The 14,367-nt window shown below is 42.7% G+C and carries 13 protein-coding genes and 2 pseudogenes; 4 read left to right on the forward strand and 11 right to left on the reverse strand.

The features are described 5' to 3' along the window. Nucleotides 1-58 precede the first annotated feature (58 nt). Together VK080_RS03585 and VK080_RS03590 are read right to left on the reverse strand one after the other, a co-directional pair. Complete coding sequence (locus VK080_RS03585) at nucleotides 59-802, reverse strand: cytochrome c biogenesis CcdA family protein (protein ID WP_324223419.1); 744 nt, start codon at nucleotides 800-802, stop codon at nucleotides 59-61. Nucleotides 803-806: 4 nt separating this feature from the next. Continuing rightward, entirely contained in the window at nucleotides 807-1,448 is a 642-nt protein-coding gene (locus VK080_RS03590; protein WP_324223420.1) for a hypothetical protein, read from the reverse strand. Nucleotides 1,449-1,594: 146 nt separating this feature from the next. On the opposite strand from VK080_RS03590, the pseudogene VK080_RS03595 reads away from it, so the two are divergent. Then, nucleotides 1,595-2,571: pseudogene (locus VK080_RS03595) on the forward strand (P1 family peptidase). Nucleotides 2,572-2,868: 297 nt separating this feature from the next. Here VK080_RS03595 and VK080_RS03600 read toward each other — a convergent pair. The 6 genes and pseudogenes from VK080_RS03600 to VK080_RS03625 all read right to left on the reverse strand — a co-directional run bounded on the left by VK080_RS03600 (nucleotide 2,869) and on the right by VK080_RS03625 (nucleotide 8,479). Then, nucleotides 2,869-3,513: a VC0807 family protein gene (locus VK080_RS03600; RefSeq protein ID WP_324223421.1), complete on the reverse strand. Its 645-nt coding sequence runs from the start codon at nucleotides 3,511-3,513 to the stop codon at nucleotides 2,869-2,871. 448 nt (nucleotides 3,514-3,961) lie between these two features. Continuing rightward, nucleotides 3,962-4,612, reverse strand: coding sequence for a transporter (locus tag VK080_RS03605; protein ID WP_324223422.1), 651 nt, complete (start codon nucleotides 4,610-4,612; stop codon nucleotides 3,962-3,964). 94 nt (nucleotides 4,613-4,706) lie between these two features. Further along, nucleotides 4,707-4,988 (reverse strand): annotated as a pseudogene (locus tag VK080_RS03610) (GNAT family N-acetyltransferase); the annotation flags it as partial. A 56-nt stretch (nucleotides 4,989-5,044) separates the two neighbouring features. Continuing rightward, entirely contained in the window at nucleotides 5,045-5,986 is a 942-nt protein-coding gene (gene cyoE, locus VK080_RS03615; protein WP_324223423.1) for a heme o synthase, read from the reverse strand. Nucleotides 5,987-6,366: 380 nt separating this feature from the next. Further along, nucleotides 6,367-7,119: a GNAT family N-acetyltransferase gene (locus VK080_RS03620; RefSeq protein WP_324223424.1), complete on the reverse strand. Its 753-nt coding sequence runs from the start codon at nucleotides 7,117-7,119 to the stop codon at nucleotides 6,367-6,369. Between the two features lie 100 nt (nucleotides 7,120-7,219). Next, nucleotides 7,220-8,479, reverse strand: a complete 1,260-nt coding sequence (locus VK080_RS03625) for a YeeE/YedE family protein (protein WP_324223425.1) — start codon at nucleotides 8,477-8,479, stop codon at nucleotides 7,220-7,222. A 162-nt stretch (nucleotides 8,480-8,641) separates the two neighbouring features. Here VK080_RS03625 and VK080_RS03630 point away from each other — a divergent pair, with 162 nt between their 5' ends. Both VK080_RS03630 and VK080_RS03635 read left to right on the forward strand, forming a co-directional pair. Continuing rightward, the gene (locus tag VK080_RS03630; RefSeq protein ID WP_324223426.1) at nucleotides 8,642-8,836 is read left to right on the forward strand and encodes a hypothetical protein; all 195 of its coding nucleotides are present in this window, start codon (nucleotides 8,642-8,644) and stop codon (nucleotides 8,834-8,836) included. Between the two features lie 231 nt (nucleotides 8,837-9,067). After that, nucleotides 9,068-9,238: a hypothetical protein gene (locus VK080_RS03635; protein ID WP_324223427.1), complete on the forward strand. Its 171-nt coding sequence runs from the start codon at nucleotides 9,068-9,070 to the stop codon at nucleotides 9,236-9,238. A gap of 143 nt (nucleotides 9,239-9,381) precedes the next feature. Here the strand turns inward: VK080_RS03635 and VK080_RS03640 are convergent, their stop codons facing one another. From VK080_RS03640 to VK080_RS03650, 3 genes are all read right to left on the reverse strand, one after another. Further along, complete coding sequence (locus VK080_RS03640; protein WP_324223428.1) at nucleotides 9,382-10,530, reverse strand: DUF6688 domain-containing protein; 1,149 nt, start codon at nucleotides 10,528-10,530, stop codon at nucleotides 9,382-9,384. Between the two features lie 206 nt (nucleotides 10,531-10,736). Next, on the reverse strand, nucleotides 10,737-11,492 hold the full coding sequence (locus tag VK080_RS03645; protein WP_324223429.1) for a carboxylesterase: 756 nt from the start codon (nucleotides 11,490-11,492) through the stop codon (nucleotides 10,737-10,739). A gap of 32 nt (nucleotides 11,493-11,524) precedes the next feature. Then, a complete protein-coding gene (locus VK080_RS03650) occupies nucleotides 11,525-11,977 on the reverse strand; it encodes a GNAT family N-acetyltransferase (RefSeq protein ID WP_324223431.1) in 453 nt (150 codons plus the stop codon). Between the two features lie 573 nt (nucleotides 11,978-12,550). On the opposite strand from VK080_RS03650, the gene VK080_RS03655 reads away from it, so the two are divergent. Next, a complete protein-coding gene (locus VK080_RS03655) occupies nucleotides 12,551-14,269 on the forward strand; it encodes an IS1634 family transposase (RefSeq protein WP_324223430.1) in 1,719 nt (572 codons plus the stop codon). The last annotated feature ends 98 nt before the right edge of the window (nucleotides 14,270-14,367 follow it).

Genomic DNA, 14,367 nt, shown 5'->3' on the forward strand with positions numbered 1-14,367 from the left:
AAAACATCCCTGTCAGAACCAGAATAATCACTGCTTTTTTCACATTAAAAACCTCCCGTCAGCCCAGATTTGAGAACCATGTGTCTTGTACCATTTGGAGCAAAAAGTTTGATATACGCGTCATTTGGCCTGTAAACAGCAGCACACCCATCAAAATCATGACTGCTCCGCCTGCTTTCATGATTTTCTGACTGTATTGGACAATCAAACGTGTTGATCCAAGGAAAAACGTCAATACGAGAAATGGAAGTGCAAAACCGATCACATACATGATCGTATAAATTGTTCCCTGCGTCGGGTTGCTTGCTGCCACAACCAATATGGAAGCAAAGATCGGCCCGATGCAAGGTGTCCATCCTGCAGCAAATCCCATACCGACAAAAATTGTTCCAAGATAGCCGGCCGGTTTACGTGCAAATTGCATCCGTTTTTCCTTCATAAAGGATGAAATATTAAGCCAGCCCGCTACAAAGAGGCCCATCACAATGATGAAAATACCGGCAATGCGCTGAATGAATAAACCTGTATCACCTGTCAGCATCCCTTGAATCCATTGACCTAAAAACGAAACACCGATCCCAAGTCCAACAAATACGCTTGATACCCCCAACAGGAAAAACACCGAATGAATCAGCAGTTTACTGCGTATCTTAATGTCTGTATTTTCTTTTAGTTCCTTCACACTCATCCCGGTAATATAAGATAAGTACGCCGGAAAAATGGGTAATGTACATGGGGAAAGGAATGAAAGTACCCCCGCACCCAATGCCAGCCAAATTGTCAGATCTGCAGCCGCAGTCATGATCTCACCTTCTTTTTTTGTTATAGATAAGAACCATCACACTAATGATGAATACGAGAATCAAAAACCATGTGGACATCATGTAGCCATACAGAGCCGTATAGGGCATCAGAAACGTTAACATGATTTGTCCCAGGCTCCAGACAGCAAATACCAATGCCCCCATCAACGAAGCTCGGGTCTGTTCATGCCACATCAAGTACACAATCAGCAGTATGAGTAGCAGCCCCAGATGCCCCCAGAACATTGTATGATCATTCCAAACGACATCAATAAATTCATAGGAAAATGCCGAACCGAGGAATATCGGGACCAACGCCGACAATACCATCCCGGCATTCATATGTTTCCGTGTTGTTTTGTAAACAATGTTTATGAGTAATAGCAAAACCGCAGCATAAAAAGCATTCGAATCACTTGGGTAAGCCAGCACCGCCAGCGGATCCGTCACAAATATACCGATATTCAGCACAATTTTTCCTGCCCATATGAACAGGACAAAATTGATGATAAGCGAAAGGCTTTCTTCCAATTGCTGCTTTTTGTCCTGCTTTGCCGACGGACTGCTTATCCAGAAAAAGACCGCACCTGCCATAATACTTAAAACAATGATAGCAATATTTTCAAATACCCAAGCTGATGCCATTGTATGTCCTCCGTTCATTTCAAATTCATTATAAAACAGTTATATGAAAGTTTGATGAAAAAGCCTGATTTATTTAGTCTTTTAATACAGGCCAAAAACAGTCTGCTATAATGCTACTATAATCGATTATGCAAAGGAGGGCATCTATGAAACTGCGAAAAGGAATGAAAAATTGCATTACTGATGTGGCTGATGTAAAAGTCGGGCATGTCACACTCTACGAAGAAATCAATGACCAGGATACCATCTGTACCGGCGTGACAGCCATATTGCCGCACGACGGCAGCCTTTTCCGGAAAAAATGCGGGCAGCAAGCTACGTTGTAAATGGCTACGGGAAAACGGCCGGTCTTGTTCAAGTTGATGAACTTGGTCTGATCGAATCACCCATTATGCTGACGAACACGTTCAGTGTCGGTGCCGTTATGCAGGGAACGCTTCAATATATGCTTGATGAAAATCCGGAAATCGGTGATACAGCAAGCTCACTCAATCTTGTTGTTGGGGAGTGCAATGACAGTTATCTGAATTCAATGAGACTCCAGGCAGTGAAACCAGAGCATGCTGTACAAGCGATTGAGCGTGCTTCTGATGGTCCGGTGGAAGAAGGAGCTGTTGGAGCAGGCAAAGGGATGGTCTGCTTCGGCTATAAAGGCGGGATCGGAACAGCATCACGTGTTGTGGAAGGTTATACGGTCGGCTGTCTGGTGCTCAGCAATTTCGGCAAACGCGAAGATGCGCTTTTCGGCGATTTTAGCAGACATGATATGGACACACCGGACGGCTCAATTATGATGGTTATAGCAACCGACGCACCGCTTTATGACCGGCAGCTGAAGCGGTTGGCCAAGCGGAGCGCTCCCGGACTTGGCAGGACCGGTAGCTTTATCGGTCATGGCAGTGGTGATATCGCGATCGCTTTTTCAACATCCAATTTGTACGATCATGACAATGGGACTGCCATGGAAAATGCATCTTTTTTACGTGATGATCAACCCGTCATGAACGGACTTTTTCAAGCTGTTGTCGAAACAACTGAGGAAGCGGTCATCAATTCACTCCGCCACGCCGAAACAACAAAAGGGCGGAAAGGACGTGTAGTGGAGAAAGCACCATTGAGTTGACGCGGGGCCTCCGAATGAAAAAGATCTGCTACTGACAGGGCAGATTTTTTTGGCGTTTTTATTTCAAACTCTGGCGTTTCACCACCTCCGTCGCGGTAAATGTTGTTCCTGTCGCGCGATTTGGACTGAGGGTCGCGCGAATTTCTGCTTCCGTCGCGCGATTTGGGCTGAGGGTCGCGCGATATTCTCCCTCCGTCGCGCGATTTGGATTGGATGTCGCGCGAAATTGATACTTTGGCGATTGCCGATTGTTTCAAACTCTGGCATTTTCACAGTAAACTTTGGCTTTTTTCAAATTTAAAGTGGTTCCGTTTTTGCTTCAGCCTGCTTCCGCGCAAAATATTTGCTGACCGGAACACTCGTATAGAAGAATCCGGCTGTAATCAGCAATCCGAAAAACCAGCTGCTTATTTGCCTGTAAATCAGCATTTGATCGTTTCCGTCCACACCGTATTTTTGCAGCAGCCAGGTTTTCAATCCGGCCATAAACAAGCCACGGACAATAAAGAGGATTTGTATCAGCTGAAACCACATGAAGATATCTTTTTTGTAATACAGAGCTGTACTTTGTTTTCTTGGATACCCTTGCAGATAGACAAAATCAACCGCAAAATACAGTGCCAGCGGACGCATCAGCACCAATGCAATCAAATGGACCAACACATAGAACAGCCCCAAATAAATCCCGTTCCACAGCATCTGTTCAGCTGAACCGGACAAAAGATCAACTGTTGTTCCGATGAAAAGCGACCCAATTACAAACAGCCCGGCAATATTGAATTGCCGTTCAAGGATAAAACGATAAATGGTATAAATAAAACCCGGAATTGTTGAAATAAGCATGGCGGGATAATCACCCATGATATCCCTGCCGTATTTCCAAATCAAAAACGGGAGTGCAGCATAACAGATGATATCGAGGATGATCAGTTTTTTATTCATTTATGTCACCTGCCTGTGCCGAGGAATACTGTATTGCTTCCTCGATAAAATCCGCGCCAGCTCACCGATTGTATACAAGTCTGTCACCCCCATTGCTTCTTATTTTGTATTATACAATATGACGTTACGTAAGATTCAAGGGGGCTATTTAAATATTCATACCATACGCGGATTAAGCAGCTTATTTGACATTTTTATACCAAATCTCGACGTTTTTAGAAAATAAGAGATTCCTCTTTTAAACAACGGATTTGTTTAAAAGGGAATCTCCTTCATAACAACTTTTGCCATCTCGTCAATCGGCCTACTTTCCGATAACTTTAGCATAATAATAGAATTGTTAAAGCGATTCGGCTGATCTTTCGACGTTTTTATATTTAATTAATCCACCAGCTTTTTGGTGCAATGAATATGCAGCATAAACAAGACATCTCCTTATGCAGACTTCTTACTTTCCGGATTCAGCCTCCTGGCGGTCATCCGAACCATCCCTGCGCCGGTTTTTAATCCGTTGATAAATAATATCAATTCGATTAAACACCCACTGTAGTGCCAGACCCTGAATGGCAATGCCAAGGACGGATACCACCGTCAGCGTCCAGACGGAAATGGACTGCTCAATCTCGAAAATGCGATGCCCAAAAAAGAGCAAATAGCCAATCACTACGAAAAGCGCATCAAGGAAGGACCCAACAGAACTCTCAACTGTCCAGATAAGAACACCTTCTCCTAGCAGAAAAAGCAGGATAATAGACAGGATCAGCGACTTCGATTGAACCGTCAGCTTCTCCACGAACGGCACGACATAATATTTGGTGATCGTCTTAATCCGGAATAAATAAATAATCCTTACAATTCTGGCAACCTGGAAAAACTGGTCCAGCGGGATAATGGCAATTAAAAGAAAGGGATTTTGCTTTAAAAACACCCATTTTGAGTCTGACAAGATAAAACGAACGGTGAAATCAGCAAAAAATACTGCCCAGACGATCCAGCTGATCGCCGAGTTATACGTGTCATCCGTCCAGATGGTGATAATCGTCAGCATCACGAGTAAAATCATAATACTTTCATATATAATTTTTGCCATTTTTTGCATGGTTTGTCCCTCTTCCAACTTGCTTATAACCTATTATATTAAAAAAGCCAGGGCAGTGTAACCCTGGCGAACTTTTCAAACAAGCGATTCTCTATTAGGCGAGGACATTCCGATATTCAGGTGTCTCCTCTATTTTCTTCTTGGCGTATGGGCATGTCGGATCGATTTTCTTCCCTTCATCACGGGCATAGGAAACCATTTTTTCAATGAGCTGCCCGCCGATGCCTTCACCGCGAAGTTCGTCAGACACATAGGTATGGTCAACATTCAGCTCTTCCTCACCGTTTTCCTTATAAGTGATTTCAGCTTTTGGATTCTGTTCATCGCCGATATAAAACTTGTGGTCTCCTTTTTTAATATCTGCCATCATGACTGCCTCCTTAAACGTTTTTTTACTATTTTTCCCATTCCATACAAAATAATCCTATCATCTTAACCGGACCATGGCAGTGTGACGATAATGGCCGTGATAAAAATAACCATCAAATAATTCACAGACACCATGAACATTTTATCCGCCCATTTCCGGGTATCCCTGGAAAACAGCCCACTGAACGCCAGCGCCAGATAGCCGGCATTGAGCAGTGTTGCAATGACAACAAACGCTGTGCCAAGCGAAAAAAGGAAAAACGGAAGCGGCAGGAGACACGCAATATAAATGACCATCTGACGCTTCGTAATCGCCATGCCATGGACAACCGGCAGCATAGCAACGTTCGCTGCCTTGTACTCATCATATTTTCGGATGGCAATCGCAAATGTATGCGGCATCTGCCAAATAAAAATAATCAGCGCCAGGACGATCGGGACAATATGTGATGCAGGTTCCAGCGCAGCCCAGCCAATCAGCGGTGTCACTGCACCGGAAATGCTGCCGATCACGGTATTCAGCGTATAGCGCCGCTTTGACCACATCGTGTAAAGCACAACATACGTAAACCATCCGATAAATGTGTAAAGTGTTGCCTCAAGCGTCGTAAACAGTAACATAATAAAGCCGATTGCACTCGTTATCAATCCTATCCACAGGACGGTCCGGAGCTGCATACTGCCGGTGACTGTCGGGCGTGATTTCGTCCTGTCCATTACCGTATCAATATCGACATCGTACCAGTTGTTGATGACAAGCGCCCCACCCATCACCAGCGTACTGCCGATAATCGTCAGCAAGAATATATCAAAATTGGCTGCAAAAGAGGCCCCTGTAAAATAGACGGCAAGCCAGAATCCGGCAAAAACCGGGACCGCATTGGCAATCAGCACAGGAAATTTAAATAGTGACTTCAAGTCTGCCACTAATGACGTTCCGTTTTCCTTACTCGATGCAAAATCAGAATTATTTATATTTGATGAGGTGACAATTTGCCTGCTCATCTCATTCATCCTCTCAGTAAACATAACAAATAACAAAGTATTCCTTTATATATTATAATCGTTTATTATCAAAATGGTAAGCAGAATGAACTGTCAATTTCAGGGTGTTGCTATGATTTGGTTTTTATCTGCAAACAAAAGCAGTCTTCTTTATTGATCAAGAAGACTGTATCACTCGATATAATTAATTGGCAGCGATAAGAATTATGTAAACGTGTTTATTCATCGGGAAAAACCATATTTAAATTAATGATTAAACCATAAAAATAGACACATCCACTTTGCCTTCCTCTGAATAGATGATGACACGATAATCACCCCAAGACATGTTTATTATTACTATACCATTTTTACAGCTATTTATTTTACAGAAAGACATCCTAATCAACCCGCTGCACCTCATACTTAAATCCCAAATACTGATAATTTTGCCGCTGGTACATCTCGCGTGGTGTATCCTCTCCGTCAGCAACCAGAATAATCATCTGATCGGGAAACCTGTTCATAACAAATTGTTGTAACCGGCCGCCAATTCCCTTTCGCCGGAGTGACTCATGGACAGCCAAATCATCAATCTCAACAAATTCATCCGTCATAATCACATTCATTGTGCCAGCAGGTTCCTCTTTATAGTAAGCAATCACTTTCATGTTTTGATCTTCGGCAAACTGCTTCTGGTTCAGCTTTACCTTTTCATTGGCAAAAGTCTCACCATTTTCCTTGTCTGCTTCATACTGCAGCGTAATGAACGCGTCCAAATTGTCCTCAGTCACTTCGACAACACGAATATCCGAATTTTCCTGCTGAGCTGGAAAATCTTTTGGCTCGATGGCATACAGTTCCAAAAACCCGGTTTCGTATTCACTGTCATCAAAATATTTTTGAAGCTCCGGTCCAGGCTTTTCGTTTTCCGGGAATTCAAATTTTAAATGGTTCTGGTTATGCTTCAGATGAAATTCTTTTAAAAACGTCTCAGCCTGCTTGAATTCCTCCAGCAAAGGCATTTGTTTAAACTCGATGAAATTGCTGTCATACCTGATGGGCATTTCCGGATAATGATAGTGCCGGTATCGTTCGTTTTCCTCTATAACATGACCGATTGTTTCGATATCCTGGAATGTAGGTTTTCTCATACGTATTCCCCTTATATTATCTGTTGTCTTTTTACCATTTTTCATTATAACAGAAAACGGGACATCTCCTGAGAAATGCCCCGTTTTATCAATATTATTTTTAGCAAAACGAATCTTTCGGTTTCGGAACGGATAATCCAAACATCGGTCTGAGATAAAGGGCAATAAAGGTTCCTGCCAGTGCCATAATGCCCCATACATAGCCATGCAGACTGAAAGAAGCAATTCCACCAAAATAAGCACCAATATTACAGCCAAATGCAAGGCGGGCGCCATAGCCCATTAGCAGGCCGCCGATAACAGAGGCTGTCGCGTTTTTGCCGTTGATCCTGGATAATTTGAACAATCCGCCGGCTGCCGATGCCAAAAACGCACCAAGGATAACACCAAGGTTCAGGACAGTCGTAGAATCGGCAAAGATGGATGATTGCAAAGCGGCTGCATTCGCGCCCTGCCAATAGCCCCAGCTGGCCACATCAACACCAAAAAATTGCGCCACTTTAGAACCCCATAGTGCAAATGCCGAGGTAATGCCCCACGGCGAGCCTCGGGTCATGAGCGTCAACGCGTTCAAAACCGCTAGCGCGATGGCTGCTGCAAACAACGGCCATGAACCGCGAAAGATTCGCCGCCAGCCGGCAGCTGAAGGCTTAGGTGCCATTTTCGGCGGCCGCTTCTTTCTTTCCACGACTAATGTAATCCACGCAATCAAGCCAAACAGTGCAATTGATAAAACCCATGCACCACCATAGCCGAACCCAGTGGATGTTGCCAATGAGACCGGTTCAAATGATGGCAGATCTTCTGTCCAGAACGGCAGGTGATAAGCGCCAACCGTTGAGCCTACAATAAAGAATAATAGCGTGATAAACATGACAGAGCGTCCGCCGCCAACCGCATAAAGCGTCCCGGAAGCACACCCGCCGCCGAGTTGCATGCCAATGCCAAACATAAAGGCACCAACCAGTAGACTGATGCCAACTGGCGATACATAGCCGGAAACACCATCTCCAAAAAATGAATAGCCAAATGCCAGAATCGGCGCAAATAATGTGACGGCAACCGCCAGCATTAATAAATGTGATCTGAGTGCCTGCCCATTCCCGACTGACATCAGCCTGCGAAATGCCGATGTGAAACCGAATCGCGCATGGAACAATGTATATCCGAGCAGCAGACCGATAACAAGCAGTAACGGCTGCACGATATTTTGCGTTGCCATCAAGTAAATCATCAGGATCGCCGCAACGATCAGCCCGCCAATGATCAAAGGCATTTGCGGTTTATTTAAGTCAGTGCTTTTTTGCCGTATAGGATCCTTGACTTCATCTATTGGCTGCACTTTTGTCGTTGAATCCATTTCAAACTCCCTTTTCCAATCATTTTAGTCAGGTTTATTTTATTATAATAAAGGCTGACTGTCTTTATGTCAAAAATAGTTTAATAGGTGTTCAAACAGTCCGCTAAACAGTGGCAAACATAAGATATTGAAACAGGAACAGAGCATGAAAGGGGAATGAAGATGCCGCAGTATAAACAGTCCCGCCTCGGGCCCTGCGTTTTTCCAGGTTATCGATATTGCGGGCCCAGCTGCAGTGGACCAGGGGAACCGGTCAATGCTGTCGATGCCGCCTGCAGAGCCCACGATGCATGTTTGCAAAGAGGCGGATCACCCTGCTTTTGCGATCAGCAATTTATCAGCCGTCTGCGTCCGTAAATCAATCCACATACTGCAGAAGGAAGACATGCAAGGACAATCTATCATGCTATGAGAATTGCAGCACGTTTTAGGTGTTAATCAATCATCAGGCTCATTTAACTGGTGTTGTTGTGTCATATCTTCAATCAATCAAGATAAAAATTTTAATCGTTCATGTTTTGCGGACTTTAGAAATGGGTATCGTGGGATAAGCAACAGAGGTTATTTTCGTCCTTGGAGGTATCACATATGGAAGACAATGTCTTTTGCTTTACAAACAACACTGAACTCTACAACGACTCAGATGATGAATTGATTGAGGAAGTCCAGGATTTAATATCCCGATTTCAGGATCCGGATTTACCTATGAAAGACAGAGAGGAAATCTTTAAAAAGATTGTTCAATTACGGATCAGCTGACAGACTAAAATTTTTGAATTTATGAATAGACGACATGTGCGGCCTATAAGCTCCTAAGAAACTTATAAGCCGCACATTTATCAAACATTCTTCCTTCAACGGCTCTTCATTTTGCCTGGATTGAGTGTCGTACTGAGAATCGCTCACGTCCTTAACTCACTGTATTGTATATGAATCCGGTTTTCCGGTTGATTATCGACAGTGTACAATACGAGGAGGAAAAACCATTCCAAGGGCTTCATCAGCACATACATAACGTCAGCTGCCCACTTTGAGTTGATATGCCTGCTGATTGGATACCCGCATCTATCGTAAAACCCACGGATGACGTTATGCGATTTTGGCATATATTGCTCCAGAATATTTTCAAACGCATTAGCGATCAGCAACTGACGGTTCACCGCAATCCTCGATCCCCTCCTGATACCGGACCTGACCGGCTTAACCAGCTTTTTATGACCCCTGGCAGACACTGTACATAAATAATGACCATCACCCTCCATGACCACCGGCTTTGGAGCAGGGATGGCCGAGTAGTTAAAAGAATTTGTTTCAAGGAACACACGTATAAAGCTGTCAGGCCGCTGTCCGAAAAGCACCAGAATCAGCTGGATGATGATTAGTACCGGAAACAGACAGATTGCCCATAACCGCGGCATTTTTTGATAATGATGTGTCACGCGATGGAAAAATAATAACAATTTATTGCTATACACGATCGCTTTTTCTTGCTGGTTTTGCAAAAATTCGTCCAGTGAATCCTTTAGCCGCGCAATAAACAGCAGCGCCAACGATAAAAAACTGATTTGAAGGAGGAAAACAGAAATTACCTGGCCATCGTGTGATAATCCTGTATGTGTGAGGTACACTGCCGAGAACAGAATATTTAATATGATAACAGTACTCAGCACCACATATACAAGTGGCGGCAGTCCTTTCTCGTTTAGGCTGACGATCCAGAAGCTGATGACGCCTAACGTTATCAGGACAACTACTGTCAACGTATGCTCACTGGCAAGGGATGCATAGCCATTGGTTTTTTCTCCGGTCAGCTCATAGATGCGCAATGGTTCCCCCGCCTCCAGGCTGCTTTTATTGACTTCAAGTCCAATTAACAATAGACAGTATATAAAGATTGAATAATAGACATCCATCACTTTGGAATTTATCAAGCCGGCCTTTTCATTCCGGGCTTTTTTCTTGCCGATAAAACTTCGAATTGCCCGGATGACTGCATATATCGGGATGGATACAAATAAAAGTGCCATTAACGAAGCCAGAAGCCAGTCCACACTGTTTCCCCCCTTGTAAGCACATATCGCTTTTCCACGATGATCCACTACTGCAAATCTACAGCGAATCCGAGTCGAACTATAGCGATTTTCACCTATTCTATAGCTAAAAAGGGGTTAACTATAGCGCCCCGCTCAAGACTACAGCGATTTTGGCAAAAACTATAGCGGTATCATCCAAATTTTTTCCAAACAAGTTAATCTGCTCATTCATTAGCCTGCTCCCAATTCAGCGACTCCAGAAATTGATAAATATCCTCATACACCTGTTCACGTTCTTCACCAAGCGTGATGATATGACCGGATTGCTCATACCATTTTAATGCTTTTTCTTCTGTATCGATATTTTCATGAATGATTTGAGCACTTTCTACGTATAATGGATCATCCAGCAAGCCCTGCAGTATAAAAGTTGGAGCTATAATGGAGCTGAGTTTATCCCGAGTATCTAAAATGATGTCTTTTAAATTTTCCAGTGAATGCATCGGCGTTTGCTCAAGTTCCAGCAATTCCTGATCGATCTGATCTTTATCCTTGCCTTCAAACTGTTTAAAGTCCCGGGCGTAACGAACCACACGGTCATATAAGTCATCAGTGTTTTTCTCCTGAGCCGGTGTACTCATCGAAATAATTCCTTTTACCGGAAATTCCGCACCTATTTTTAACGCGAATACGCCACCCAACGATACGCCGGCAACCGCAATCTCGCGGAACCCTTCATCCTGCAAAAACTGATAGCCAGCAACTGCATCCTGCCACCAGTCTTCAGGGCTAGTCTCGATAAGCCACTCCGGCTTTATACCATGGCCTTCATATAAAGGCGCATGGCAAGTGTATCCGCGTTTCTGCAAATACCTGCCCAGTTTCCGGACGTCACCCGTATTCCCGGTAAATCCGTGCAGCAGCAGAACTGCCCTATTTCCACCACGGTATGTAAAAGGTTTTGGGGCAACGATTTTCATGAACAACCATCCTTCCCTGCAAGATACAGGCTTTAATCGCCAATTGTAAACTTCATCAATGGAAGCATTCGATCATTAATAACAGTAGAAGGTGCTTCGCCAATTTGCTTAGCGCCCATTTTCTCATAAAAACCTTTTGCATAAGGATCACTATCAATTGTGAAGCTTTTGATTCCCAGTTCACGGGCTTTTTCAATGACATATTTCCATAATACCTTTCCAAAGCCTTTTCCGATGAATTTAGGGTTTATGTAAAAGAAATCCAGACAATCGTTGCTTCCCCTTTCGAATGTAAAGAAGCCTGCAATTTTTTCCTCATTTTTTAAGACGTAGACATAGTTTTCATGAATATATGTCTCATCAATCGTTAAATCTTGCTTGCATGCTTGAATAAATGCTTCACTATAATCCCAGTAGGCTTTCGACCTTATGGCGATGTTACTCAGTTCCCTCGCTTCCCCAACTAATGCTTCTCTAAGATAAATCACTGCTCCCTCCCATATGCATCAATAGACTCTCTTCCAAAATATCACCAAAACACTTATTTTCAACCCTTGTCCTGTAATTAAACAAGAAATAAATACACTTATGGAATCCTCTTTTTCTAACATATTTCTATATGGACTTAAATCGCAAATTTATTTAACTGAACTGAACTTCCCCCGTTAGTACAGGGCGCTTAAGCACAAAAAAGAACTCCCATCAAAAAGATGTGAAGTTCTTTTTTGAAATATTACACCCTATCAAGGATAGGTGTCATACGATTGCGACGAGGCAATCTAACATATTTTCTAATACCATGATACAATTAATCATTAGAAAAATCAACATAAACCCTGCCCTTGATAAGGATATTTTAGTTTATGAAGGGGAAAAGTTAGGTTCTTAAAAGTATCGTTACTTTTGCAGCAGTTTTACATAATAATGTTTTATAAACCCTGATACGACAATCTGTATCAGCTTTTTTTATTTTATTTCCATGTCTAAAAGTTGTGGATTTATGTAGATTGATATGTTATAATAAATATATACAATCCCTTGGCAATGGAGGTTTTCCCATGTTTCTCCGAAAAATGAAAAACAAAAAAACAGGACGGACCTATTTATCCATTGTGCAAAGTTATCGCGATAAGGATACCAAGAAAACGCGTTCCAAGACCATCCAGTCCCTTGGTTATCTGGATGAATTAGAAAAAGAATATGCGGATCCCATTTCTCACTTTGAAGATGAGATAAGGAAAATGAATCAAGAACGGGATCAAAAAGATACTTCGATCACTTTCAGTATGGACAAAAATCAACGACTCCAAAAGAATGAAACCAACCGGAAAAATCTAGGGTATGCCGCCTTAAGCAAGATCTATCACGAGCTTGATATCCACACCTTTTTAAGGAATCGACAACGTCATACCAAAAGTGGTTATGACGCGAATAGTATCATGAAATTACTGACTTATGGACGGCTGCTTTATCCAGCTTCCAAAAAGCATACATATGAAATGAAGGATACCTTTTTTGAGAAGACAGATTTCTCATTAGATGATGTTTATCGTTGTTTATCCTTCCTGAATAAGCATAAGGACGAGCTCCAGCGCTGGATGCACAAACGCATACAGGAACAATACGGGCGCAATACCAGCCTGGTTTATTATGATGTAACAAATTACTATTTTGAAATAGATGAGCAGGACGACATGCGTCGGAAAGGGGTATCGAAAGAACATCGCCCGGACCCGATTATTCAAATGGGGTTGTTCATGGATACGGATGGCATTCCCATTACCTACGGGCTTCATCCCGGGAACATGTTGGACAAACAAACGTTTATTCCGATGCTTCGGGAAATACAGAAGAATTTTGACCTTGGCAGGACCATCGTTGTCGCTGATAAGGGCATGACGACAGGAGACAACATTTGGTACACTCTGTCTGCGAAAAACGGATATATTTTGAGCTATTCCATTCGAGGCGCTAACCGGAAATTCAAGGAGTACGTCCTGAATCAGAATGGGTACCGATCCATTGGGAAGGATTTTAAGATCAAATCGAGGCTCGAACCACGGGAGATCACTGTTACCAGCAGGAGTGGCAAAAAGATCAAAAAGCAAGTGGATGAAAAACAAGTTATTTTTTACAGCAGGAAGTACGCCCAAAAAGCAAAAGCCGACCGGGCAGAGGCCCTGCATAAAGCAAAAGATCTTGTCAACAATCCTTCCAAATACAATAAAGCAACCACATATGGAGCTGCAAGATATGTAAAGAATTTGGCGTTTGACAAAAAGACGGGTGAAATATTGAAAAACAGTCAAAAGACATTGTTTTTTGATGAAGAGAAACTGCGAAAAGAAGAAGAACTGGATGGTTATTACGCCATTATGACCAGTGAATATAAAGAGACAGATGAAAAGATTATCGACCTGTACCGGGGACTTTGGAAGATTGAAGAGTCCTTCAAAATAACGAAAAGTGACATAAGTAGCAGGCCGGTTTTTTTATCCAGGCAAGAGCACATTGAATCACATTTTCTTACCTGTTTTGTATCACTTGTCATCGCACGGCTTCTGGAGAGAAGATTGGCTGGGAAATACTCTGTAGGATCCATCCTCGAGAGCCTTAAGAAAGCATCATGTAGCCATCTTCAGGAAAACTATTACTTACTGGATACATTTGATGATGTGTTAATGGATATAAAGGAAAAATTGGGTATAGATTTGGGGCAAAAATATATGTCCCTCAAAGAAATTAAAAAAATTTTAGGAGAGACTAAAATAAGCTGATTTACACTACAAGTTTGTGACATAAGAAAACAGCCTGAAACCCAAGCTATATACGGGTTCAAGGCTGTTTTTTCTTCCTTTTAACTGCAAAAGTCAAG

This window comes from Lentibacillus sp., from assembly GCF_035301925.1.
Classification (GTDB): domain Bacteria; phylum Bacillota; class Bacilli; order Bacillales; family Amphibacillaceae; genus Lentibacillus.

What these genes read in the sequence shown, in the direction of transcription:
- VK080_RS03585 (WP_324223419.1), bottom strand. Translation starts at nt 802, where the DNA reads ATGACTGCGGCTGCAGATCTGACAATTTGGCTGGCATTGGGTGCGGGG.
- VK080_RS03590 (WP_324223420.1), bottom strand. Translation starts at nt 1,448, where the DNA reads ATGGCATCAGCTTGGGTATTTGAAAATATTGCTATCATTGTTTTAAGT.
- VK080_RS03600 (WP_324223421.1), bottom strand. Translation starts at nt 3,513, where the DNA reads ATGAATAAAAAACTGATCATCCTCGATATCATCTGTTATGCTGCACTC.
- VK080_RS03605 (WP_324223422.1), bottom strand. Translation starts at nt 4,612, where the DNA reads ATGCAAAAAATGGCAAAAATTATATATGAAAGTATTATGATTTTACTC.
- cyoE (WP_324223423.1), bottom strand. Translation starts at nt 5,986, where the DNA reads ATGAGCAGGCAAATTGTCACCTCATCAAATATAAATAATTCTGATTTT.
- VK080_RS03620 (WP_324223424.1), bottom strand. Translation starts at nt 7,119, where the DNA reads ATGAGAAAACCTACATTCCAGGATATCGAAACAATCGGTCATGTTATA.
- VK080_RS03625 (WP_324223425.1), bottom strand. Translation starts at nt 8,479, where the DNA reads ATGGATTCAACGACAAAAGTGCAGCCAATAGATGAAGTCAAGGATCCT.
- VK080_RS03630 (WP_324223426.1), top strand. Translation starts at nt 8,642, where the DNA reads ATGCCGCAGTATAAACAGTCCCGCCTCGGGCCCTGCGTTTTTCCAGGT.
- VK080_RS03635 (WP_324223427.1), top strand. Translation starts at nt 9,068, where the DNA reads ATGGAAGACAATGTCTTTTGCTTTACAAACAACACTGAACTCTACAAC.
- VK080_RS03645 (WP_324223429.1), bottom strand. Translation starts at nt 11,492, where the DNA reads ATGAAAATCGTTGCCCCAAAACCTTTTACATACCGTGGTGGAAATAGG.
- VK080_RS03655 (WP_324223430.1), top strand. Translation starts at nt 12,551, where the DNA reads ATGTTTCTCCGAAAAATGAAAAACAAAAAAACAGGACGGACCTATTTA.